Source organism: uncultured Microbacterium sp., assembly GCF_945952435.1.
GTDB lineage: Bacteria > Actinomycetota > Actinomycetes > Actinomycetales > Microbacteriaceae > Microbacterium.
Window position 1 is genome coordinate 171707 of the sequence record NZ_CAMFHZ010000001.1, and the last position, 23054, is coordinate 194760.

Sequence of the window (23054 nt, forward strand, 5' to 3'; positions counted from 1 at the left end):
GCATCCCCCGATCCCGATCGCGCCCGGACGTCTTCATGCCCCTGCGGAGGAGGGGTGGGCCGCGAGGACCTCTGCGACGACGTCGAGTCCTTCGTTCAGGAGCTCGTCGCCGATCGTCAGCGGCGGGAGGAAGCGGATCACGTTGCCGAACGTCCCGCAGGTCAGGACGATGACGCCCTTCGCGATGGCCGCCTTCGCGACCGCGCCCGTGAGGGCCGCGTCCGGGGCGCCCGTCGCCGGATCCACGAACTCGGCGGCGATCATCGCCCCGTGTCCGCGGATGTCGCCCAGGCGGGGGTCGGAGGCCTGGATCTCGGTCAGGCGGCGCTTCAGCAGCGTGCCGATCTCGCCGGCGCGCTCGACGAGCCCGTCGTTCTCGTAGGCGTCGATGGCCGCGAGGGCCGCGGCGCAGGCGACGGGGTTGCCCCCGTACGTGCCGCCGAGGCCGCCCGAGTGCGAGGCGTCCATGATCTCGGCGCGGCCCGTGACCGCGGCGAGCGGCATGCCGCCGGCGATGCCCTTGGCCGTGGTGATCAGGTCGGGCTCGATGCCGAAGATCTCGCTCGCGAACATCGCACCGGTGCGACCGAAACCGGTCTGCACCTCGTCGGCGATGAAGACGACGCCGTTCGCGCGGCACCAGTCGACGATCGCGGGGAGGTAGCCGTCGGCGGGGACGATGAAGCCGCCCTCGCCCTGGATCGGCTCGATGATGACCGCGGCGAGGTTGTCGGCGCCGATCTGCTTCTCGAGCTGGAGGATCGTGCGCGCGGCCGCCTCGGCGCCGGAGAGACCGTCGCGGAACGGGTAGGACGCCTGGGCGCGGTAGACCTCGGGGGCGAAGGGGCCGAAGCCGCTCTTGTACGGCATCGCCTTGGCGGTGAGCGCCATGGTCAGGTTGGTGCGGCCGTGGTAGCCGTGGTCGAACGCGACGACGGCCTGACGGCCGGTGTGCTTGCGGGCGATCTTGATCGCGTTCTCGACCGCCTCGGCGCCCGAGTTGAACAGGGCGCTCTTCTTGGCGAAGTCGCCGGGGGTCAGCCGGTTCAGCGCCTCCGCGACCTCGACGTACGACTCGTACGGGGAGATCATGAAGCAGGTGTGGGTGAACTGCGCGGCCTGCGCGGCGATGGCTGCGGCGACCTTGGGGTGCGCGTTGCCGACCGTGGTCACGGCGATGCCGGATCCGAGGTCGATGAGCGAGTTGCCGTCGGCGTCCACGACGACGCCGCCGCCCGCGGCCACGGCCGCGACGGGGACGGTGTGGCCGACGCCGGCCGCCACCGACTCCGCCTTGCGGGCGAGGATCTCGGCCGAGCGCGGACCGGGCAGCGCCGTGACGAGGCGTCGCTCCTGCGGGAGCGAGGGGCCGCCGAGGGGAAGCGTCTCTACCTGTGCGTCGATGGTGGTCATGGCGTCGAGATTACGGCGGCGAGAGCCGGGATTCATTCGCCGGCCCGTACAATACAGGGAAGGATTTCGCCGATACGGCCAGGACGAGAAGAGAGTGCCCCGATGGATCAGGATCCCACGCTGCGCACGCTCCTGGGGCGCCGCGATCTGCACCTCTCCCTCGTCGGCGCCGAGACCGCGCTGCCGCAGGGCGCCCTCGATCGCCCGCTGCGCTGGGTGCACAACTCCGACCTCACCGATCCCACGCCGTTCCTCGTCGACGAGCTGGCGCTGCTGACCACGGGGACCCAGTTCGTGGACGGCGATGCGCGCGGCACCGACGCGTATGTGCGCCGACTCGTGGACCGGGGCGTGGTCGCGCTCGGCTTCGGCACCGACGTGCACCGCAGCGGGATCCCCGGCGAGCTCGCCTCCGCCTGCGCGCGCGAAGCGCTGCCCCTGTTCGAGGTCCCCTACGGCACCCCGTTCCTCGCCGTCGCGCGGGCGCACGCCGAGGCGATCGCCGCGCAGGCCTATGCGCGGCGCACGTGGGCGCTCGAGACCCAGCGCGCCCTCTCCGTCGCAGCACTGCGCCCGAGAGGACTCGAGTCCACCCTCACCGAGCTCTCGCGTCGGCTGAGCAGCCCCGTCGCGATGTACGACGCGGCGGGGCAGCTCGTGCACGAGCATCCCGCGGGGAGCGCCTCGGGCGACGTGGAGGAGGCCGCCGGCGACCTCCTCGCGCGCGGCGGATCCGCCAACCGGGTCGTCGAAGGCCCCTCCGGCGCCCACACGCTGCTCACCGTCGGGCGCGCGGGTCACCTGCGCGGCGTGATCTCGATCGGAACAGGCTCGCTCGATCCCGAGACGCGCGCGGTCGTCACGTCCGTGATCGCGATGGCGGGGCTTTCGCTCGAACAGAGCGAGCAGCTCGCCCGCAGCAGACGGCGCCTGCATCGACAGCTGCTGTCCTCCCTGCTCACCGACGATCCCGCGCTCGCGCGGCGGGTGCTCGGGGCGCTCCCCCCGGCTCCCGTGGTCGTGGCGATCGCGGCGGGCGAGCGGGAGGGCGCCGTCGCGGAGTGGTGGGAGCGGCGTCGGGGGGACGGCGCCCCCGCGGTTTTCCTGGCGGACTCCGAGGACGGCACCGTCCTCTGCCTGTCCGCCGCGGAGGCCGGCGTGCTGGACGACCTCTCGGCGCAGGTCGGCGTGGCCGTCGGGGTGTCGGCGCCCGAGGAGTACGCGGGGTTCTCGCGCGCGCACGCGCAGGCCCTGACCGCCCTGCGTCGCGCCGGATCGGGGATCGCCCGCTACGCCGACACCGCCGAGTCGAGCGTCCTGGCCGCCTTCGCGACGGACGAGGCGCGGCTGATCGCCGAGTCCCGCCTCGCCCCGCTACGCCGCCACGACGCCCGCGACCACGCCGAATTGGAGCGCTCGCTGCGCGTCTGGCTCGAGCACGACACCCGCCTCGAGCCGGCCTCGGCCGCCCTGGGCGTGCATCGACACACCCTGCGGACCAGGATCGCTCAGGCCGCCGCGATCCTGGGCACCGATCTCGGGTCCTTCCCGGCACGCGCCGAGCTGTGGGCCGCGCTGCGCACCGCCGGGGACTGAAGGGACTAAAGGGGGCCGTCCTCAGACGCGCAGCGCGGCCAGCATCTCGGCCGCGGTCCCGTGGAAGATCGGGCCGTGTCCGACGACGATCGCGCGCTCGGGCAGGTCCCTCAGACGCTCCAGGCTGTGCGGCGTCCGGGCCGGATCGTCGGTGAACGGGCCGAGCTGCATCGCGGTCGAGCCGTTGAGCACGTGACGGGTGGTGATGGCGTCTCCGACGAAGATCGCGTCGACCGCGGGGATCCGGATCGCGACGGAGCCGGGCGAGTGCCCGGGCAGCCCGATGATCTGCGGGGACCCGGGGAGGGCGAGCACCTCGCCGTCGCGCACCGTGCGGACCTCTCCGAGGTGCACGGTGCGCAGCGCACCACGGCGGATCGCCCCGCCGAGGAATCGCAGCGCCGGCCAGAGCCTCCAACGGCCCCCCGGAGCCGGGGGCGTCTTCGCACCGCGAGCGCGTGCCGCGTCGGCCTCGTGCACGAAGGTCGGCACGCCGTAGTCAGTGCGCAGCCACTCCGCGACGCCGATGTGATCGCTGTCCCCGTGCGTCAGCACGATGCCGCGGATGTCCTCGACCGAGCGTCCCGCGTCGGCGAGGGCGCGTCGCAGGATCCGGCGGTCGCCGGGGAGGCCCGCGTCGATGAGTGTGACGCCCTCGTCGGTGACGACGGCGTGCATCGCGACGATGTCGTCGCCGATCCGGAGAAGCTGTGCGTTCATGATGGCTACGATACGTAGCTATCATGGCTACTGTCAATAGCCTTAGAATCGTGCGAGGAGGATCCCATGCCCGCACCGCAGCGCGTCACGACGTCCGCGCTCACCGACGCCGCCCGCGCCCTCGCCGAGCGCGAGGGCGTCGACGCGGTCACCATCAGCGCCGTGGCCGCGGCTGTGGGCGTGCGCGCGCCGAGCCTCTACAAGCACGTGGCCCACCGCCACGATCTGCTCCGCCTCGTCGCCGACGCCGCCGCGCGGGACCTGGGCGAGGACGTCGCCCGCCGCGTCGGGACGTCGCAAGATCCGGCCACCGTGCTCTCCGCGATCGCGGTCGCGGTCCGCGCCTTCAGCACCCGCTCCCCGCGCACGGCCGCCCTGCTCTTCGCCGCCCCCTCCGCCGAGGCAGGGCCGAGCCCGTCCGGCATGGAGCCCCTCGTCCAGACGATGCTCGACGCCGTCCGCCGCGCGGTGCCGGGCGACCCTCTGCCCGCCGCGCGCACCCTGACCGCCTGGGTCTACGGCTTCTGCACGATGGAGCAGGCCGGCGCGTTCCAGCTCGGGGGCAGCGTCGACGAGGCATTCGCGTTCGGGCTCCGCGTGCTCGTCGGCGCGCTCACGGATCCGCGTCCCGACGCCGCATGACATCCCGACGGCGTGCCGCGCGGATCCCGCCCAGGCAGTGAGGATCCGAGGCGCGCGCGGGATCAGGACGCCCGCGACGCGGCCCGCCCTCCCGTCCGTCCCCGGCATGCCCCGGGGCGCGCTCACACCGGGGCGTGCGCCTCGAGGAACTCGTACACGTCGGTCGTGTCGACGCCCGGGAACGCCCCGGTCGGCAGCGTCGCGAGCAGCGTGCGCGGAGTGCGCACGTTCGGCCAGGACTGCTCCCGCCACCGCGCCTCGAGCTCGGCGGGTGCACGCCGGCAGCAGACCTCGACCGAGTGCTTCGAGACACCGCGGTTGGGCGTGTCGCGCCCGATGAACCACTTCGTGTCGTCGAAGCGCACGCCCACGCTCACCGAGTGCAGGCCCTCGCTCGACGGCTCCACGCGCGCGGTGCACCAGTACGTGCCGTTGCCGGTGTCGGTGTACTGGTAGTACGGGTTGAACCGGTCCTCCTCCTCGAAGACGACGCGGCTCGTCCATTTACGGCAGCACATCTGCCCCTCGATCGAGCCCAGCCTGTCCGTCGGGAAGTTCACGTCGTCGTTCTCGTAGGCCTTCGTGATCGTCCCCGACTCGTGCACCTTGAGGAAATGCACCGGGATGTCGAGGTGCCGGGTGGCGAGGTTCGTGAACCGGTGCGCGGCGGTCTCGTAGGAGACCGAGTAGGCGTCGCGGAGGTCCTCGATCGAGATCGCACGGCGCTCCTTCGCGTCCCGCAGCACGGGCACGAGGTGCTCCTCCGGCATGAGCAGGGCGCCCGTGAGATAGTTCGTCTCCACGCGCTGGCGCAGGAACTCGGCGTAACTGCGCGGCTCCGCATGCCCGAGGATCCGGCTCGACAGCGCCTGCAGCACCGCGGTCCGCGCATCCCCCTTCCCCGGCACCCTGCTCGACAGGTACAGCCGCCCGTGCGCGAGGTCCGCCACGCTGCGGGTCGACTGGGGCAGGTCGGGCGCGTAGTGCAGGGTGAATCCGAGGTGCGCGGCGATGTCGCTCGCCGTGCGCTGCGTGAGCGGACCCCCGGGGTGGCGGACCGCGGCGAGGATCTCGGCCGCCTTCGTCTCGAGATCGGCGAAGTGGTTGTCCTGACGCCGCATGAGGTCGCGCAGCTCGACGTTCGCGCGACGCGCCTCCTCCGGCGTCGCGGCGCGTTCGTCGCGGAGCCGGTCGATCTCGCCGTGCAGTGCGAGCAGGGCCCTGAGCGCCTCGTCCGGCACGGTCTTGGCGATGCGGAAGGGGGAGATCCCCAGCGCCTGGAACGTCTGCCCCTTCATCGCACGCTCGACCGCGATCTCCATCCCCGCGCGCTCGTCGAGCGGTTCTGAGGCGAGGATCCGGTCGATCGTGGTGTCCAGCGCCCGCGCGATCGCCTGAAGCTGAGTGAGCCTGGGCTCGCGCTTGCCCGTCTCGATCATCGACAACTGGCTCGGGGCCCGGCCGATCGCCGCCGCGAGCTCCTCGAGGGTCCTCCCCCGCGCGGTGCGCAGCTGCCGGATGCGGCGTCCGATCGTGAGGGCATCGGCCTCGTCGCTCATGCGGATCTCCTTGGTCTCGAACGTGGTCGGCGGGCGCGGAGGGGACGACGCACGGCACGCGACCCCGCGTGGAGGTGATTCTGTCACGAAAAGAGAAATACGAGAAAACTTCTGTGCGGATTTGGTCAGTTCACGCCGTGAAGTTCACACAGAGTGGTGTCACACCCACCGGTCGACACCGCAGACCGGCCGACATCTCACGGAGGAGACAGATCATGACCATTCCCACCGCGTCGCCGACCTCCCCGATTCGCGTCGTCGGCACGGCTCCCGCCGCGCACGAGGGTCCGACGATGCGCATCACCGGCCCGCTGCACGACCGCTTCGGCGAGATCCTGACACCGGCCGCCGTCGCCTTCCTCACCGAGCTGCACCATCGCTTCGCCGGGCGCCGCCACGATCGCCTCGCCGACCGCATGCGCCGCCGCTTCGAGATCGGCAACGGCCACGACCCGCGCTTCCGCGACGACACCCGGCACATCCGCGAGGACGCGGACTGGCGGGTCGCCGGCGCCGGTCCCGGCCTCGAGGACCGCCGCGTCGAGATCACCGGCCCGACCGATCCGAAGATGACGATCAACGCCCTGAACTCGGGCGCCAAGGTCTGGCTGGCGGACCAGGAGGACGCCACGAGCCCGACCTGGCGCAACGTGATCGGCGGCCAGCTGTCCCTGCGCGACGCGATCCGCGGACGCCTCGTCCACACGAGCCCCGAGGGCAAGGAGTACCGCGTCACCGCCGAGCGCACGCCCACGATCGTGATGCGCCCTCGTGGCTGGCACCTCGTCGAGAAGCACCTGGCCTTCACGGACCGCACCGGGCGCACGATGGACGCCTCCGGCTCGCTCGTCGACTTCGGCCTGTACTTCTTCCACAACGCGCAGGCCCTGATCGACGGCGGCCGCGGCCCGTACTTCTACCTCGCGAAGATCGAGTCGAGCGAGGAGGCGAAGCTCTGGAACGACGTGTTCACGTTCAGCGAGGAGTACTTCGGAATCCCCCGGGGCACGATCCGCGCGACCGTGCTCATCGAGACGCTCCCCGCCGCGTTCGAGATGGAGGAGATCCTCTTCGAGCTGCGCGAGCACTGCGCCGGCCTCAACGCCGGGCGCTGGGACTACATCTTCTCGATCATCAAGAACTACCGCGGCCGCGGCGCCCGCTTCGTGCTGCCGGACCGCAGCGAGGTCACGATGACGGTGCCGTTCATGCGGGCCTACACCGAGCTGCTGGTGAAGACCTGCCACCGGCGCGGCGCCTTCGCGATCGGCGGCATGAGCGCGTTCATCCCCAATCGGCGCGACGCGGAGGTCACGGCGCGGGCGATCGAGAAGGTCGCCGCCGACAAGAAGCGCGAGGCCGCCGACGGCTTCGACGGCACCTGGGTCGCCCACCCGGACCTGATCCCGACCGCGCAGGCCGAGTTCGACGCGGTGCTCGGGGATCGGCCCAACCAGGTCGATCGGCAGCGCGACGACGTGCACGTGCGCGCCGAGGATCTGCTCGATGTGCACATCGGCCGGCCGATCACCGCGGACGGCGTACGTGACAACGTCTCGGTGGCGATCCGCTACATCGAGGCCTGGCTGCGGGGCCTCGGCGCCGTCGCGATCGACGACCTCATGGAGGACGCGGCGACCGCCGAGATCAGCCGTTCGCAGGTCTGGCAGTGGATCCACCAGGGACAGACCCTCGAAGACGGCACGCCGATCACGGTCGACCACGTCGAAGGGCTCATCGCCGAGCTGCTCGCCGCGCTCCCGCGCACCGACGAGGACCGCTTCGACGATGCGGCGGACGTGTTCCGCGAGGTGGCTCTGCACCCCGAGTTCCCGGCGTTCCTGACGCTGCCCGCATACTCGCGCTTCCTCGTCGAGCCCGCGTGATCCTCCCGGATCCCGTGACCGACCCCCCGCACATCCCCGAAACGAAGGACAGGACATGACCCGCTACCAGGACGACATCGACGACATCCAGGCGCTGAAGGACGAGCACGGTTCCCCGTGGAAGGCCATCGACCCCGAGGCCGCGGCCCGCATGCGCGCGCAGAACCGCTTCCGCACCGGACTCGAGATCGCGCAGTACACCGCCGACATCATGCGCCGCGACATGGCGGAGTACGACGGCGACTCGTCGCTCTACACCCAGTCGCTCGGCGTCTGGCACGGCTTCATCGGGCAGCAGAAGCTCATCTCGATCAAGAAGCACCTCAAGTCGACGAACAAGCGCTATCTCTACCTCTCCGGGTGGATGGTCGCCGCGCTCCGCTCCGAGTTCGGGCCGCTGCCCGACCAGTCGATGCACGAGAAGACCGCGGTGCCCGCGCTCATCGAAGAGCTCTACACGTTCCTGCGCCAGGCGGACGCGCGCGAGCTCGACCTCCTCTTCACCCAGCTCGACGCGGCCCGCGCGGCCGGCGACGAGACCGGTGCCGAGTTCATCCAGTCGCAGATCGACGACTACGAGACCCACGTCGTGCCGATCATCGCAGACATCGACGCCGGCTTCGGCAACCCGGAGGCGACGTACCTGCTGGCCAAGAAGATGATCGAGGCGGGCGCCTGCGCGATCCAGATCGAGAACCAGGTCTCGGACGAGAAGCAGTGCGGACACCAGGACGGCAAGGTCACCGTGCCGCACGAGGACTTCATCGCGAAGCTCAACGCCGTCCGCTACGCCTTCCTCGAGCTCGGCATCGACAACGGGATCATCGTCGCGCGCACCGACTCGCTCGGCGCGGGGCTGACGCAGAAGCTCGCGGTCACGCAGGAGCCGGGGGATCTGGGCGACCAGTACAACTCCTTCCTCGACGCCGAGGAGATCGCGGAGGGCGACCTCCGCAACGGCGACGTCGTCATCACCCGCGACGGCACCCTGGTGCGCCCGAAGCGCCTGGCCAGCAACCTCTACCGGTTCCGTCCCGGCACGGGCGAGGACCGCTGCGTGCTCGACTGCATCACCTCGCTCCAGAACGGTGCGGACCTGCTGTGGATCGAGACCGAGAAGCCGCACGTCGAGCAGATCGCCGGCATGGTGGACCGGATCCGCGAGGTGATCCCGAACGCGAAGCTGGTCTACAACAACAGCCCCTCGTTCAACTGGACGCTGAACTTCCGCCAGCAGGCGTACGACGCGCTCGCCGAGCAGGGTCAGGACGTCTCGGCGTACGACCGCGGTGCGCTGATGAGCGCGGAGTACGACGACACGGAGCTCGCGCGGCTCGCCGACGAGAAGATCCGTACGTTCCAGCGGGACGGATCGGCTCGCGCCGGGATCTTCCACCACCTCATCACCCTGCCGACCTATCACACGGCCGCGCTGTCGACCGACGACCTGGCGAAGGGCTACTTCGGCGACGAGGGCATGCTCGCCTACGTCAAGGGCGTGCAGCGCCGGGAGATCCGCGGCGGCATCGCGACCGTGAAGCACCAGAACATGGCGGGCTCGGACATCGGCGACAACCACAAGGAGTACTTCGCCGGAGACGCCGCGCTCAAGGCCGGCGGTCAGCACAACACGATGAACCAGTTCAGCTGACACCCCGCTCCCCTCGCCCCCGGGGTCGTTGAGCGAACTCTCTTCCCCCGGGGGTCGTTGAGCGAGCGAAGCGAGACGAAACGCGGTCCCCTCCCCCGGGGTCGTTGAGCGAGCGAAGCGAGACGAAACGCGGTGACCGGACGACCTCGTCGGATCACCGCGTTTCGTCTCCGTCGCGCTTCGCGCGTCGTCGCTCAACGACCCCGGGACCGAACGACTTCGCGCGTCGTCGCTCAACGACCCCGGTACCGAACGACTTCGCACGTCCTCGCTCAACGACCCCGGAACCTCTGAAAGGATCCGTCACATGACCTCCACCGCAGACCTCTACGACCAGCACGGCGACGCTCTGCAGTCCCTCCCCCTGCCCCTGCGCGACTTCGGCGGGGTCACCGCGTTCGACGGGCCGATCCGCACCGTCCGGTGCTTCCAGGACAACCAGCTCGTGAAGCAGCTCCTGGCGTCCCCCGGGGACGGATCCGTGCTCGTGATCGACGGATCGGGATCCCTCGGCACCGCGCTCATGGGCGACCTGATCGCGGCGAGCGCGGTCGAGAACGGTTGGGCCGGTGTCGTGATCCACGGCGCGATCCGCGACAGCACCGCGATCGGGCGGCTGCCGCTCGGGGTGAAAGCCCTGGGCACGAACCCGCGCAAGAGCGCGAAGGACGGGGTCGGCGAGGTCGATGCGGTGCTGCGCTTCGGCGACGTCGTGTTCCGCCCCGGCGCCCGGCTGTTCGCGGACGAGGACGGCGTCCTCGTCGAGCGCTGACGACGCCGGGCGCGCCTACTCTGGACGTATGACCGACACGTCCGCCCGCGCTCTGCTTCTCCACGCCCTCGCCGACGAGTTCCTGCGCGACTACCCCCGGGGGGCCCGGTTGCTCGCCGTGGCAAGCCCCGACCCCGATCGATCCGCGGCGTTCGCCGAGGAGCTGGCGGCGGTGCTGCACGAGCGGGAGGTGCCGGTCGACGTCGTCGCCCAGGACGGACGCGACCTCGACGCGCTGCGTGCCGAGGTCGTCGCTGCGTTCCGTGCCGAGAGGACCGACGCCGTGCGGGTCGTGTCGGGCGTCACGAGCCTGCTCGCCGAGCGCACGCGCGGGCTCTGGCATTTCTCGATCTGGCTTCTGGCCGGCGACGAGGTGCCGCACACCGCCGCGACCGCGCTCGTGGACGTCACGGATCCGGATCGCCCCACCCGCCGTCTCGCGGACTACTGCGCGGTCCCGCCCTCGTATCTGACCTGATCCACCCCTTCCGCCGTCGTTCGCCGTGTCGGAGAAACCGGGTGTCTTCTTGTCCGCCTCGGCCATTTCACGACCTCGCTCCCCGAGTACGCTGGTGGCGTGACCGAACGCGCGCCTCTCTCCCGCAAACTCTCCGCCATCGCCGAGTCCGCCACGCTGAAGGTGGATGCCAAGGCCAAAGCCCTCAGGGCCGAGGGAAAGCCCGTCATCTCCTACGCCGCGGGCGAGCCCGACTTCCCGACCCCGGCGTTCATCGTGGACGCGGCCGCGGAGGCGCTGAAGAACCCGGCGAACTTCCGCTACACGCCGGCCGCAGGGCTGCCGGAGCTGCGCGAGGCGATCGCGGCGAAGACCCTGCGCGACTCCGGCCTTGCGGTCTCGCCGTCGCAGGTGATCGTCACCAACGGCGGAAAGCAGTCCGTCTACCAGGCGTTCCAGGCCGTGGTGAACCCGGGCGACGAGGTCCTGCTGCCCGCGCCGTACTGGACCACGTACCCCGAGGCGATCCGCCTCGCGGACGGCATCCCTGTCGAGGTCTTCGCCGGCGCCGACCAGGACTACAAGGTCACGGTCGACCAGCTCGAGGCCGCACGCACCGACCGCACGACCGTCCTCGTGTTCGTCTCGCCCTCGAACCCGACCGGATCCGTCTACTCCCCCGAGGAGACCGCGGCCATCGCCGCCTGGGCGCTCGAGCACGGGATCTGGATCGTCTCGGACGAGATCTACCAGAACCTCACGTACGAGGGCGTGACCGCGACCTCCGTCGTGCAGGCCGTTCCGGAGGTCGCCGGACAGACCATCCTCGTCAACGGCGTCGCGAAGACCTATGCGATGACCGGCTGGCGCGTGGGCTGGATGGTCGGACCCGCCGACGCGATCGCGATCGCGGGCAACCTGCAGTCGCACCTCACCAGCAACGTCAACAACGTCGCGCAGCGCGCGGCCATCGCCGCGCTGAACGGTCCGCAGACCGAGGCGGAGCAGATGCGCGAGGCGTTCGACCGCCGCCGCCGGCTGATCGTCTCCGAGCTGTCGAAGATCGACGGCCTCGTGGTCCCGAACCCGACGGGCGCGTTCTACGTCTACCCCGACGTGCAGGGTCTTCTCGGCCGCACCTGGGGCGGCGTGACCCCGACGACCTCGCTCGAACTCGCCGACCTCATCCTCGACCAGGCCGAGGTCGCCGTGGTTCCCGGCGAGGCGTTCGGCCCGTCCGGCTACATCCGCATGTCGTACGCGCTCGGCGACGACCAGCTGCTCGAGGGCGTGCAGCGCCTGCAACGCCTGTTCGCCTCCTGAACCGCGTCCGCTTCCGTCTATTTCTGTCAAGCCGTGGCTTTCAGGTCCCGAACCCCACGGTTCGGCGCAAATAGACGGATGGACGAACGAGGTCAGCCCTCGTAACCGATGAGCCAGCGCACCCCGAAGCGATCCACGAGGGTGCCGTCGTGCGCGCCCCACGGACGCTCCTGCAACGGGTCGAGCACGCGTCCACCGTCGCCGAGTCGCGCGAACCAGTGCGTCAGGGTCTCGGGATCGGCCGTCCCGAGGAGGGAGAAGAACAGCCCGTTCATGTGCAGGGCGTCCTCGTCGGCGGCCGCATCGGAGAGACCGAGCTCGACCGGGCCGTTCAGGAGCATGCCGTGCGCGATGGCGTCGGCGGGACCGTCCGCACGTCCGAACTCCGCGTACGTGTGCGCCACCGTCTCGCCGCCGAAGACCGATCGATAGAACGCCAGCGCCTCCGCGGCGGTTCCGGGCAGAAGCAGGTAGGGCACGAGTGCGGTCATGCCCGCGATCCTACGCCGGAGGATCCGGCACAAAGCCGGATCGGGGTCCCTGGCCTTCCCTCCTCGCGCACTCGCGCGGAGGCGGTTACAGCTCGACGTCGACGAGCACGGGCTCCGGCTGCAGCACGAGGCCGAACTCGGCATGCACGCGGCTCTGGATGAACCGCGCGAGCTCGGCGATCTCCGCGGCGGTCGCGCCGCCGCGGTTGGTGAGAGCGAGCGCGTGCTTGGTCGAGACGCCGGCGCGCGAACGCGGAAGCCGGAAGCCCTTGCGGATGCCCGCGTTCTCGATGAGCCAGGCGGCGCTCACCTTGACGTCGCTCGGGGGCGCTGCGGGCTTGGGCGCGAGGCCGTAGTAGGAGTCGAGCGGGATGATCGTGACGGCGTCGAGGTCCGGCGTCACGGGCCACCGCGGGCACTGCGGCGGCAACGTGCGCGCCACGGCGTCGGAGACGATCGCGTTCTGGAAGAACGAGCCAGCGCCATGCGTATCCGGGTCGTCCGCGTCGAACAGCATGCCCTTGGCGGCGCGCGTGGCGAGGATCCGCTCCCGCACCCACGCGAGCGGTACCGGCTCGTCGTCCGTGAGGCCGAGGGCGCGGCGCAGTTGTTCGCCGCGCACGACACGACGTCCGTCCTCCGTGGCGGCCAGGTCGAGCGTCACGGAGAGGATCACCGCGCGTCGCTCGGGCACGGACCCGTAGTGGTGTTTGAGCACCGAGGTGCGGAAACCGAGCCCCAGATCCCCCGCCGGGACGGTGGACACCTCCCCGGTGTCCTCGTCGACGAGCTCGACCTCGACCAGGGTCTCCTGGATCTCCTGGCCGTAGGCGCCGACGTTCTGCACCGGCGCGGCACCCACGGTGCCCGGGATGCCCGACATCGCCTCGATCCCGGCATAGCCGTGCTCGACCGCGTAGGCGACGAGGTCGTCCCAGTCGTGACCGGCCTGCACGCGCAGCCGGATCCGCCCCTCGTGCGGCGAGGGGATCTCCTCGATGCCACGGGTCCGCACGCGGACGACGGTGCCGTCGAAGGCGTCGTCCCCGGCGAACAGGTTGGATCCGCCGCCGAGGACGAACCACGCGTCCCCGGTGCGCCACACGTCCCGCAGCACCTCGACGAGCTCGTCCGAGGTCGTCGCCTCGCGCATGCGCGCGGGCGCGGCGCCGGTCTGCAGCGTGGTCAGGTCGGCGAGGCGGATCGGTGCGACGTCCGTCATCTCAGAGCGAGTCCGCCGCGACCCGGAGCTGCGCCTTGACGAGCACCGTGGTGTCGGCATGCTTGACGGTCAGATCGATGCGCACCGCGGTGTCGTCCACGGCACCCACCTTGGCCGTGATCGAGAGCTCGGCGCCGGTGATCGGATCGACGACGACCGGACGGGCGAAGCGGACGCCGTAGTCGAGGACACGGGCGGCGTTGGGCAACTCGGCCAGGGCCACGGAGGACGCGACCCCCATCGTGAGCATGCCGTGCGCGAGGACACCGGGAAGGCCCACCTCCGCGGCCACGTCGTCGCGGTAGTGGATCGGGTTGAAGTCGCCCGATGCCCCGGCGTAGCGGACGAGCGACTCGCGCGTGAGCTGCACCGTGCGCTCGGCGATGATGTCTCCGACGTTCATGCCCGTGCCTCCTCGGCGTCCGCGGCGGCATCCGGCGCGTCGGAGACGAGCAGCACCGAGGTCGCGGTCACGACGTGCTCCCCCGCGGCGTCGCGGATCTCCGCCTCACTGGTGATCATGGAGGCCGGTCCCATCGCGCGGATCCCGGTGACGCTCAGGGTGGCCACGAGCTCGTCCCCTGCGACGATCGGGCGCGTGTACGCGAAACGCTGCTCGGCGTGGATCGTGCGGCTCAGGACGATACCGGAGTCCGCGAGGCCGAGGAGCTGCTGCAGAGTCTGGTCCTGGATGACCATCGCGAAGGTCGGCGGCGCCACGAGGTCCGCGAAGCCGAGCGCCTGCGCGGCGGCGACGTCGGTGTGCTGCGGCGAGTCGGCGAAGACGGCGCGGGCGAACTCGCGCACCTTCTCGCGGCCGACGAGGTACGGAGCGGTCGGCGCGAACGCGCGGCCGACCAGATCAGGATTCACGGGCACGACTCGATCCTACCCAGCGGAGCCGGGCGACCTCCGGGAGCACCCTCCACTGCCCTCAGGCGCGACGGCGCCCGCGGATCGCCTTCATCGCCATCTGCACCGCGATGAAGGCCAGGAACAGCGCGAACAGGATGTTGCTCGCGAGCGGATCGAGCAGGGTCGCGATCCAGGCGCCGAGCGCCGTGGTGGTGCAGGCGGCGACCCCGACGAAGCCCGCCGCGACGAGGTCGACGTTGTGGTTGCGGATGTTACCGATCGTCCCGGACAGGGCGGTCGGGATCATCATGAGCAGGGACGTGCCCTTGGCGACGAGATCGCTCGTGCCGAAGGCGAGCATGAGCGCGGGCACCACGATCACGCCGCCGCCGACGCCGATCAGTCCCGCGAGGATGCCCGTGACGAGGCCGACGACGAGGAGGAGCGCCCCCGTCAGCACGCTGAGCTCGAGCGCCGAACCACGGGACGGGATCACCAGGAACAGGGTCACGATCACGATGACGAGGAAGCCCACGAAGCCCCAGCGCAGCGCCGTCTGCGAGATCCGCGGCAGCAACCGGGTGCCGATCTGCGCGCCGACCACGGATCCGACGGCGAGGATCAGCGCCGGGATCCAGGCGACCGCGCCGTGCACGGCGTAGGAGATCACTCCGACGGTCGCCGTCGGCACGATGGCCGCGAGCGAGGTCCCTGCGCCGAGACGCTGGTCGAACCCCAGTAGCAGCACGAGGAGCGGAACGATCACCGTGCCGCCGCCCACGCCGAACAGGCCAGACAGCAGCCCTGCGCCCAGACCGATCCCGATGAAGGCCGCGATCGCACGAGGCCCGCGCATCCGCTCGAAGCCGTCGCCCACGCTCACTCCCGTCCGCCGTCCCTGTGGAACAGCACCGTCCAGCGTATCGGCCGCCCGGTCGTCCGCCCTCGTCCCCGGCGCCCATCACACCCGCGCCCATCGCATCGCGCGCCGTCCGGCGGACACGGGCGGGATCGGGCCGCGTCAGCGTCCGTGGAACTGCGGCGGCCGCTTCTGCTGGAAGGCGGCGAAGCCCTCGCGATAGTCCTCGGTGTCGCAGAGCGCGGCCTGGGCGGCGTTCTCCTGGCTCATCGACGCCCAGAGACCCAGTCGCTCGTCGCGGATCGCCGCCACGAGGCGCTTGCTCGCGAGGAACGCCTGGGTCGCCCCGTCCGCCGCACGCGCGGCCGCGGCCAGGGTCGTCTCGCGCAGGTCGTCCGCCGGCATCGACTGGGAGAACAGCCCTGCGGCGACGGCCTCCGCACCCGTCATCAGACGACCGCTGTAGACGAGATCGAGCGTACGATGCGCGCCGAGACGCTCCACGAAAAGAGCATGCCCACCCGAGTCGAGCGTGGCGCCGAGGGCGGCGAACGGCGATCCGATCTTGGCGCTGTCGGCGACGTAGACGACGTCCGTCGCGATGAGCAGCCCCAGCCCGACCCCGAGACATGCTCCCTGCGCGGCGGCGAACGTCGGCGCGGGGAAGGCGGACATGCGCTGCAGCACGGGAGTGACGAGACCGTCGAGATAGCCCCTGACGTCGTCGTCGCGCGGATCGACGTGCGAGATGTCGCGGCCGGCGCAGAACGCGCGCCCCTGGCCGCTCAGCACGAGCGCGCGTACCTCCGCGCGCTCGGCCTCCGCGTAGGCGTCGCCCAGCTCCCGCACCGCCCGCTCGTCGAGCGCATTGAGCTTGTCGGGCGCGTTCAGGGTGACGTGCGCCACGGCGGCGCCGCCCGAGGTCGTGGCGATGTCGAGGTCGATCATGCGTGCTCTTCTCTGGTCGGGCGTGGTCAGACGTCGTAGTCGACGATGACGCGCTCCGACGTGGGGTGGGACTGACAGGTGAGGACGTATCCGCGGTCGAGTTCGTCCTTCTCCAGCGCGTAGTTCTCGGTCATCGTCACGGATCCCTCGACGAGCCGGGCCCGGCACGTGCCGCAGACCCCGCCCGCACACGCGAAGGGCACGTCGGGGCGCACGCGCAGCGCCGCGTTGAGGATCGACTCGTCCGCCGACACCGGCGTCTCGACGGATCCGGACTGCCCGTCCAGCGTGAACGCGATCGTGCGCACCGGCTCGTCCGCGGAGACCACCACGGGTCGACCGCCATCGGGCCGCTCCTGCCCCGGCTCCCCCGTGGTGAAGAGCTCGTAGCGCACGTGGTCGCCGTCCACGCCGACGTCGGCGAGCGTATCCCGGCAGAGCTGCACGAGGTCGAACGGACCGCAGAGGAACCACTCGTCCACGGTCTGCGGGCGCACGAGGTCGTCGAGGATCCCGCGCAGCCGCGCCTCGTCGATCCGGCCGCTGAGCAGAGGGGCGGACCGCTGCTCCCGGGTCAGCACGTGGTGCACCACGAAACGCGAGGGGTAGCGGTCCTTGAGGTCCGCGAGCTCGTCCAGGAACATCACGTCGGTCGCGCGCCGATTGGTGTAGACGAGGGTGAACGCGCTCGTCTCCGAGCGGGCGAGCACCGCGGAGGCCAGCGCCATGAGCGGCGTGATCCCGGAGCCTGCCGCGATCCCGGCGACGTGCGCACCGTCGAGCGCCGCGAGTCCGGAGGTGAACGTGCCCTGAGGGCTCATCACGTCCAGTTCGTCGCCGACCTGCAGCCCCGTCTGCGCCCAGGTCGAGAAGCGCCCGCCCTGATCCCGCTTGATCGCGACACTGACCGAACCGGCGACGGGCGGCCGACAGAGGGAGTACGACCGGCGCACCTCGCGGCCCTCGATCTCGGTGCGCAGCGCGACGTGCTGGCCGGGAAGGTAGTCGAACTCCTCCTCCAGCGCCTCCGGCACGGCGAACGTGACCTCGATCGCGTCCGCCGTGAGCGGGCGGACCTCCTGCACGGCCAGCGCGTGGAACCGCGCGCGACGCCGCACGGACCCCGTTCCGTCGGGATCGGATCCGCTCGGGCCGCCGACGACGCCGGCGAGCAGCGTGTCGGCCATCCGATCGGCGCGGTCGTCGGCCGGGGATGGCGCGGAGGCGCCCAGGTGCCAGAGCGCCATCAGATCGCCTTGAAGTGGTCGAAGGGCTCGAGGCAGGCGTGGCACTCGTAGAGCGCCTTGCACGAGGTGGAGCCGAAACGAGAGAGCTCACGGGTGTCGAGCGATCCGCAGCGCGGGCAGCGGACGGCCAGCACGAGGCGGATCGGTCCGTGCGGGGCCCGGCCGCTCGGCGGCGCGATGCCGTACTCGGTCAGCTTGCGCTTGCCGTCGGCGCTCATCCAGTCGGTGGTCCAGGCCGGCGAGAGCACGAGGCGCACGTCGACCTCGTCGAAGCCGGCCTGCGTGAGCGCGAGGAGCACGTCGTCCCGGATCGTGTCCATCGCGGGGCACCCGCTGTAGGTGGGCGTGATGTCCACGCGGATCCGCTCCCCGTCGACCGCGACGTCGCGTAGCACGCCGAGGTCCTCGATCGTCAGGACGGGGACCTCCGGATCCTTGACCGCGGCGGCCACCTCCCACGCGCGGTCGCGCCGGCTCACCACGTCGCCCCCGGGTGCCGGCGGGCGAGCACCTGCATCTCGGCGAGGATGTGCCCGAGCGCGGTCGCGTGGGCCCCGTGCCTCCCGCCGCCGGCGGAGGTCGAACCGCGGGGGAGCTCCAACTCGGCCTCGGCGAACACCGCCTCGACGACCGCGTCGAAGCCCGCGCGCAGCGACGAGGGCCGCACAGCGACTCCTCCGAGGCGATCCGTGAGGGCCTCGTCCCGGAACAGCTCCGCCGCGTACGGCCAGACGTCCCCGAAGGCCCTAACGATCCTCCGCCGGGACTCGTCGGTCCCCCCCGCGAGGCGCAGGGTCCATTGCACGGCGTGGTCGCGGTGGTAGTCGACCTCCTTGACGGCCTTCGCAGCGATCGCCGCGAACGTCGGATCGGCACTCGACCGCAGGGCGGAGTACAGCTCGCGCATGTATGTGCTCACCAGCAGCTGCCGTGCGATGGTCTGGGCGAAGTCGCCGTTCGGCTGCTCCACGAGCCAGCAGCTGCGGAACCCGGACTCGTCGCGGAAGTACGCGAGGTCGTCCTCACTGCGTCCGTCCCAGGATCCGGCGTAGCGGAGGAAGGAGCGGGCGTGCCCGAGCAGGTCGAGCGCGATGTTGCCCAGGGCCACGTCCTCCTCGAGTTCGGGGGCGTAGGTGATCCACGCGCCGAGCTGCTGGGACAGGATCAGGGCGTCGTCGCCGAGCCACAGCGCGTACTCCGCGACGTCGGCGGAGGCGGCGCGCTCCCCGCCACCCGAGAGCTCCGCGGCGAGCGCGAGCTCGTCGACCGAGACCTCGCCGTGCGGGTCCGACCACGACGCAGGAGATCCGGTCTCCGTAGCGGGTGCAGACGCGTCCTGGTGCAGGGTCTCCTGCGCCGTGTTCGCGGATTCGACGCTCACAGGTGCGGCACCCCCTCCGATGCCGTGTAGTACACGGCGTGACGGTAGTTCTTACCGGCGGGGCTCTCGAAGAACGCGCCCTTGTCGTCGGGGTCGCTCGTGGTGATGGCGTCGGCCTCGACGACCCAGATCGATGTGCCCTCGCCGCGGCGGGTGTAGAGGTCGCGGGCGTTGCGGATCGCCATCTCGGCGTCGGGAGCGTGCAGCGAACCGACGTGCACGTGGCTGAGACCGCGGTTGGCACGGACGAACACCTCGAACAGGGGCCAGCTCTCCTCGGGGGATGCTCCAGGCGTGGTCATGCCGCCACCTCCTGCCGCAGGGCCTGCTTGCGCGCGTACTCCGCGGCGGCCTCGCGCACCCACGCGCCCTCGTCGTGCGCGTCGCGGCGACGCTGGATCCGCTCCGCGTTGCACGGGCCGTTGCCGCGGACCACCTCGAAGAAGTCGTCCCAGTCGATCTCGCCCATCTCGTAGCGTCCGCTCTCCTCGTCGAAGCGCAGGTCCGGATCGGGCAGCGTGACGCCGAGGATCTCTGCCTGCGGCACGAGCATCGCGACGAAGCGCTGGCGGAGGTCGTCGTTGGAGAAGCGCTTGATCCGCCACTGCATCGACTGCGCGGAATTGGGCGACTGGTCGTCCGGCGGGCCGAACATCGCGAGCGCCGGCCAGTACCACCGATCCACCGCGTCCTGCGCCATGCGCCGCTGCTCCTCGGATCCCTGCATGAGCGTGAGAAGGATCTCGAAGCCCTGGCGCTGGTGGAAGGACTCCTCCTTGCAGATGCGCACCATGGCACGCCCGTACGGACCGTAGGACGCCCGGCACAGCGGCACCTGGTTGCAGATCGCGGCGCCGTCGACCAGCCAGCCGATCGCGCCCATGTCCGCCCAGCTCGGCGTGGGGTAGTTGAAGATCGACGAGTACTTGGCCCGACCGTCGATGAGCTGCTGCATCATCTCCTCGCGCGTGATGCCGAGGGTCTGCGCGGCGGAGTAGAGGTAGAGCCCGTGCCCTGCCTCGTCCTGCACCTTCGCCATCAGGATCGCCTTGCGCTTGAGGCTCGGGGCCCGCGTGATCCAGTTGCCCTCCGGCTGCATCCCGATGATCTCGGAGTGCGCGTGCTGGGAGATCTGACGGATGAGCGTCTTGCGATACGCCTCGGGCATCCAGTCGCGCGGCTCGATGCGCTGCTCGTTCTCGATGAGCGCGTCGAAGAGCGACTGCGGATCCGTCTCGGCCTCGAGAACCGCGGGTGGGGTGGTCATCCTCGACTCCTCCGTGAATTACCTACCGTTCGTACAGTTATTATGGCACACTCGTAACGTCCGCAGAAGGACAGCGTCGTTCGAAGGAGAACCCGTGACTGATTCCCCCCTGCGGCCGATGATGCGCCGCGATCGCGCCTCCGCCGCCCTCGGGATGCGTGTCGAGGTCGATGAGCCGGGCCGCGCCGTCGTGTCGATGACCGTGCGCGAGGACATGCTCAACGGCTTCGACATCACGCACGGAGGTCTCGTGTTCGCGCTCGCCGACACCGCGTTCGCGATCGTCTGCAACGAGGACGAGAACGTCACCGTCGCCGCGGGCGCCGACATCACGTTCCTCACCTCCACGCGCGAGGGGCAGGTGCTCACCGCGACCGGCACCCGACGTGCGCGCAACGGCCGCACCGGCCTCTACGACATCACCGTGACCGACGAGACGGGCGACGTCGTCGCCGAGTTCCGCGGCCGCTCCGTCACCACGAACCGCCCCGTCCCGGAGGAGCGCTCATGACCGACCTCGCCACCGGCCCCGTCCGCGACGGCGTCCTCGCTCTGAGCGCGGACGAACTGCAGGCCCTCCAGCTCGAGCGCCTGCAGTGGTCGGTGCGTCACGCGTGGGAGAACGTACCGTTCTCGCGGCTCGCGTTCCAGCGCGCCGGAGTGCACCCGGACGACATCCGCACCCTCGCCGACGTGGCGAAGCTGCCGTTCACGACCAAGGCCGATCTGCGCGAGTACTACCCGTTCGGGATGTTCGCGGTGCCGATGGCGGAGGTGCGGCGGATCCATGCCTCGTCCGGCACCACGGGACGCCCGACCGTGGTCGGCTACACCCAGACCGATCTCGACAATTGGGCCGACCTCGTCGCCCGTTCCCTGAGCGCCGCCGGCGTGCGGGCGGGGTGGAAGGTGCACAACGCCTACGGCTACGGCCTGTTCACGGGCGGCCTCGGCGCGCATGCGGGGATCGAGCGACTCGGCGCGACGGTGATCCCGATGTCGGGGGGACAGACGGCGAAGCAGGTCCAGCTCATCCACGACTTCGAGCCCGACGCGATCATGTGCACGCCGACCTATCTGCTCACCATCGCCGATGCGCTCGAGGAGGCCGGGATCGACCCGCGCTCGACGTCGCTCAAGGTCGGGATCCTCGGCGCCGAGCCCTGGACGAACGAGCTGCGCCACCAGATCGAACAGCGCCTCGACATCGACGCCGTCGACATCTACGGGCTCAGCGAGGTCATGGGACCGGGCGTCGCGATGGAGGCGGCGGCCACGAAGGACGGTCCGCACATCTGGGAGGACCACTTCCTCCCCGAGATCATCGACCCCGAGACCGGGGTGCCGGTGCCGGACGGTGAGCCCGGCGAGCTCGTGTTCACCTCGCTCACGAAGCAGGCGTTCCCTGTGATCCGTTACCGCACCCGCGACCTCACCCGGTTGCTGCCCGGCACCGCGTACCCCGCGATGCGGCGGATGGAGAAGATCACCGGTCGGGACGACGACATGATCATCCTGCGTGGTGTGAATCTCTTCCCCACCCAGATCGAGGAGATCGCGCTCGGCATCGAGACGCTGACCCCGCATTTCATCCTGGAGCTGACCCGGCAGGGGCACCTCGACGCCCTCACGGTTCGGATCGAACGGCATCCCGACATCGACCGCGCGAACGCGGTCGCGGCGGCCGAAGTGCTGAAGCTGCGCATCAAGACATCCATCGGGACCTCGGTCGGCGTGCAGGTCGAGGAGCCCGGCGCCCTCCCCCGCAGCGAAGGCAAGTACAAGCGGCTCTACGACCTGCGCTGACCCCGTGCCGTCGTTGCGGGGTCGTCGAGGGAGCGTGGTTCCCGGGGGCGTTGCGGCTATCCGGGGTCGTCGAGCGAACGTGGTTCCCTGGATCGGCGCGACTATCCGGGGTCGTTGAGCGAACGTGGTTCTCTGGGGCGGCGCGAGACGAAACGCCGTACCCGGGAGGCCCGCGTTTCGTCTCGGTCGGCTCCGCCGTCCTCGCTCAACGACCCCCACAGAGAACCAGCTCCGCGTCCTCGCTCAACGACCCCGCCGAGAACGAGCTCCCGCCATCCTCGCTCCCCCGGGGAACAACCCGTCGCTCATCAACGCCTTCGCGCGGCGGCACGACGCGACGCCGCGCTCCACCCTCGGATCGCCTCGAGGCCTCCGTCGATGAACGCCGCGCGCTTCGCATGGCTCCACCCCTGGATCCGCTTCTCCCAGGCGAACGCCTCGTCCACGCGCTCGAACTCGGCGTGCCAGACCAGCATGACGGGCAGTCGCCGACGCGTGTACGCCGCCCCCTCGCCCGCGGCGTGCTGATCCAGCCGGCGTTGCAGGTCGTTGGTGCTGCCGGCGTAGAACGTGCCGTCGGCGCACCGGAGGATGTATGCGTATCCCGTCATCCGCCGACCGTAGCGCCACCCTCCGACACCCTCCGGGGCCGCCCGAGCAAGCCTGTCCCGGGGCCGCCCGAGCGAGCCTGTCCCGGGGCCGTTGAGCAAGCCCGTCCCGGGGTCGTTGAGCGAGCCTGTCCCGGGGCCGTTGAGCAAGCCTGTCCCGGGGTCGTTGAGCGAGCCTGTCCCGGGGTCGTTGAGCGAGCACCGCCGAAGGCGGCGCGAGACGAAACGCCGTACCCGGGGGAGCCGCGTTTCGTCTCGGTCGGCTCCGCCACCCTCGCTCAACGACCCCAGAGAGAACCAGCCCCGCGCCCTCGCTCAACGACCACACAGAGCACCAGCCCCGCGCCCTCG

General features: G+C 70.8%; 24 protein-coding genes. 9 read left to right on the forward strand and 15 right to left on the reverse strand.

All coding sequences use genetic code 11. The features are described from left to right. Positions 1-33: 33 nt before the first annotated feature. On the reverse strand, positions 34-1413 hold the full coding sequence (gene gabT, locus Q0P88_RS00775) for a 4-aminobutyrate--2-oxoglutarate transaminase (protein WP_295010376.1): 1380 nt from the start codon (positions 1411-1413) through the stop codon (positions 34-36). Between the two features lie 102 nt (positions 1414-1515). Between gabT and Q0P88_RS00780 the strand changes: the two genes are divergently transcribed. Next, entirely contained in the window at positions 1516-3009 is a 1494-nt protein-coding gene (locus tag Q0P88_RS00780) for a PucR family transcriptional regulator (RefSeq protein ID WP_295010377.1), read from the forward strand. 21 nt (positions 3010-3030) lie between these two features. Here the strand turns inward: Q0P88_RS00780 and Q0P88_RS00785 are convergent, their stop codons facing one another. Further along, positions 3031-3729, reverse strand: coding sequence for an MBL fold metallo-hydrolase (locus tag Q0P88_RS00785; RefSeq protein WP_295010378.1), 699 nt, complete (start codon positions 3727-3729; stop codon positions 3031-3033). A gap of 66 nt (positions 3730-3795) precedes the next feature. Between Q0P88_RS00785 and Q0P88_RS00790 the strand changes: the two genes are divergently transcribed. Continuing rightward, positions 3796-4371 carry a TetR/AcrR family transcriptional regulator gene (locus Q0P88_RS00790; RefSeq protein WP_295010379.1) on the forward strand — a complete coding sequence of 192 codons (576 nt, stop codon included), beginning with the start codon at positions 3796-3798 and terminating at the stop codon, positions 4369-4371. Positions 4372-4493: 122 nt separating this feature from the next. On the opposite strand, the gene Q0P88_RS00795 is transcribed toward Q0P88_RS00790, so the two are convergent. After that, positions 4494-5930 carry a helix-turn-helix transcriptional regulator gene (locus Q0P88_RS00795; RefSeq protein ID WP_295010380.1) on the reverse strand — a complete coding sequence of 479 codons (1437 nt, stop codon included), beginning with the start codon at positions 5928-5930 and terminating at the stop codon, positions 4494-4496. A 293-nt stretch (positions 5931-6223) separates the two neighbouring features. Here Q0P88_RS00795 and aceB point away from each other — a divergent pair, with 293 nt between their 5' ends. The 5 genes from aceB (at position 6224) to Q0P88_RS00820 (ending at position 12019) form a co-directional block, all read left to right on the forward strand. Continuing rightward, on the forward strand, positions 6224-7816 hold the full coding sequence (gene aceB, locus Q0P88_RS00800; protein ID WP_295010399.1) for a malate synthase A: 1593 nt from the start codon (positions 6224-6226) through the stop codon (positions 7814-7816). Positions 7817-7871: 55 nt separating this feature from the next. Next, positions 7872-9467 carry an isocitrate lyase gene (locus tag Q0P88_RS00805; RefSeq protein ID WP_295010381.1) on the forward strand — a complete coding sequence of 532 codons (1596 nt, stop codon included), beginning with the start codon at positions 7872-7874 and terminating at the stop codon, positions 9465-9467. A gap of 307 nt (positions 9468-9774) precedes the next feature. Further along, the gene (gene rraA / locus Q0P88_RS00810) at positions 9775-10239 is read left to right on the forward strand and encodes a ribonuclease E activity regulator RraA (RefSeq protein WP_295010382.1); all 465 of its coding nucleotides are present in this window, start codon (positions 9775-9777) and stop codon (positions 10237-10239) included. Between the two features lie 28 nt (positions 10240-10267). Continuing rightward, positions 10268-10717 (forward strand): hypothetical protein, encoded by a 450-nt coding sequence (locus Q0P88_RS00815; protein WP_295010383.1) that lies wholly within the window; start codon positions 10268-10270, stop codon positions 10715-10717. A gap of 99 nt (positions 10718-10816) precedes the next feature. After that, complete coding sequence (locus tag Q0P88_RS00820) at positions 10817-12019, forward strand: pyridoxal phosphate-dependent aminotransferase (protein WP_295010384.1); 1203 nt, start codon at positions 10817-10819, stop codon at positions 12017-12019. 92 nt (positions 12020-12111) lie between these two features. On the opposite strand, the gene Q0P88_RS00825 is transcribed toward Q0P88_RS00820, so the two are convergent. From Q0P88_RS00825 to paaA, 11 genes are all read right to left on the reverse strand, one after another. Next, positions 12112-12510 carry a VOC family protein gene (locus Q0P88_RS00825; RefSeq protein ID WP_295010385.1) on the reverse strand — a complete coding sequence of 133 codons (399 nt, stop codon included), beginning with the start codon at positions 12508-12510 and terminating at the stop codon, positions 12112-12114. 85 nt (positions 12511-12595) lie between these two features. Then, positions 12596-13732, reverse strand: coding sequence for a UDP-N-acetylmuramate dehydrogenase (locus Q0P88_RS00830; RefSeq protein ID WP_295010386.1), 1137 nt, complete (start codon positions 13730-13732; stop codon positions 12596-12598). Position 13733: 1 nt separating this feature from the next. Then, positions 13734-14135: a MaoC/PaaZ C-terminal domain-containing protein gene (locus Q0P88_RS00835; protein WP_295010387.1), complete on the reverse strand. Its 402-nt coding sequence runs from the start codon at positions 14133-14135 to the stop codon at positions 13734-13736. Next, positions 14132-14611, reverse strand: coding sequence for a MaoC family dehydratase N-terminal domain-containing protein (locus Q0P88_RS00840; RefSeq protein ID WP_295010388.1), 480 nt, complete (start codon positions 14609-14611; stop codon positions 14132-14134). Before Q0P88_RS00840 ends, Q0P88_RS00835 begins: the two co-directional genes overlap by 4 nt. A gap of 55 nt (positions 14612-14666) precedes the next feature. Further along, complete coding sequence (locus Q0P88_RS00845) at positions 14667-15443, reverse strand: sulfite exporter TauE/SafE family protein (RefSeq protein ID WP_295010400.1); 777 nt, start codon at positions 15441-15443, stop codon at positions 14667-14669. 165 nt (positions 15444-15608) lie between these two features. Continuing rightward, positions 15609-16394: an enoyl-CoA hydratase/isomerase family protein gene (locus tag Q0P88_RS00850; RefSeq protein WP_295010389.1), complete on the reverse strand. Its 786-nt coding sequence runs from the start codon at positions 16392-16394 to the stop codon at positions 15609-15611. A gap of 26 nt (positions 16395-16420) precedes the next feature. Next, on the reverse strand, positions 16421-17641 hold the full coding sequence (gene paaE, locus Q0P88_RS00855; RefSeq protein ID WP_295010390.1) for a 1,2-phenylacetyl-CoA epoxidase subunit PaaE: 1221 nt from the start codon (positions 17639-17641) through the stop codon (positions 16421-16423). Next, positions 17641-18120, reverse strand: a complete 480-nt coding sequence (paaD, locus tag Q0P88_RS00860) for a 1,2-phenylacetyl-CoA epoxidase subunit PaaD (RefSeq protein ID WP_295010391.1) — start codon at positions 18118-18120, stop codon at positions 17641-17643. The genes paaE and paaD overlap by 1 nt, the downstream gene beginning before the upstream one ends. Further along, a complete protein-coding gene (gene paaC / locus Q0P88_RS00865) occupies positions 18117-18986 on the reverse strand; it encodes a 1,2-phenylacetyl-CoA epoxidase subunit PaaC (protein WP_295010401.1) in 870 nt (289 codons plus the stop codon). The genes paaD and paaC overlap by 4 nt, the downstream gene beginning before the upstream one ends. Before the next feature lie 32 nt (positions 18987-19018). Next, positions 19019-19324 (reverse strand): 1,2-phenylacetyl-CoA epoxidase subunit PaaB, encoded by a 306-nt coding sequence (gene paaB, locus Q0P88_RS00870; RefSeq protein WP_295010392.1) that lies wholly within the window; start codon positions 19322-19324, stop codon positions 19019-19021. Beyond that, positions 19321-20289 (reverse strand): 1,2-phenylacetyl-CoA epoxidase subunit PaaA, encoded by a 969-nt coding sequence (paaA, locus tag Q0P88_RS00875; RefSeq protein ID WP_295010393.1) that lies wholly within the window; start codon positions 20287-20289, stop codon positions 19321-19323. Before paaA ends, paaB begins: the two co-directional genes overlap by 4 nt. A 94-nt stretch (positions 20290-20383) precedes the next feature. On the opposite strand from paaA, the gene paaI reads away from it, so the two are divergent. Beyond that, positions 20384-20800 (forward strand): hydroxyphenylacetyl-CoA thioesterase PaaI, encoded by a 417-nt coding sequence (gene paaI, locus Q0P88_RS00880; RefSeq protein WP_363316491.1) that lies wholly within the window; start codon positions 20384-20386, stop codon positions 20798-20800. Further along, positions 20797-22095 (forward strand): phenylacetate--CoA ligase PaaK, encoded by a 1299-nt coding sequence (gene paaK / locus Q0P88_RS00885; RefSeq protein ID WP_295010394.1) that lies wholly within the window; start codon positions 20797-20799, stop codon positions 22093-22095. Before paaI ends, paaK begins: the two co-directional genes overlap by 4 nt. Before the next feature lie 308 nt (positions 22096-22403). On the opposite strand, the gene Q0P88_RS00890 is transcribed toward paaK, so the two are convergent. After that, the gene (locus Q0P88_RS00890; RefSeq protein ID WP_295010395.1) at positions 22404-22706 is read right to left on the reverse strand and encodes a GIY-YIG nuclease family protein; all 303 of its coding nucleotides are present in this window, start codon (positions 22704-22706) and stop codon (positions 22404-22406) included. Positions 22707-23054: the final 348 nt, after the last annotated feature.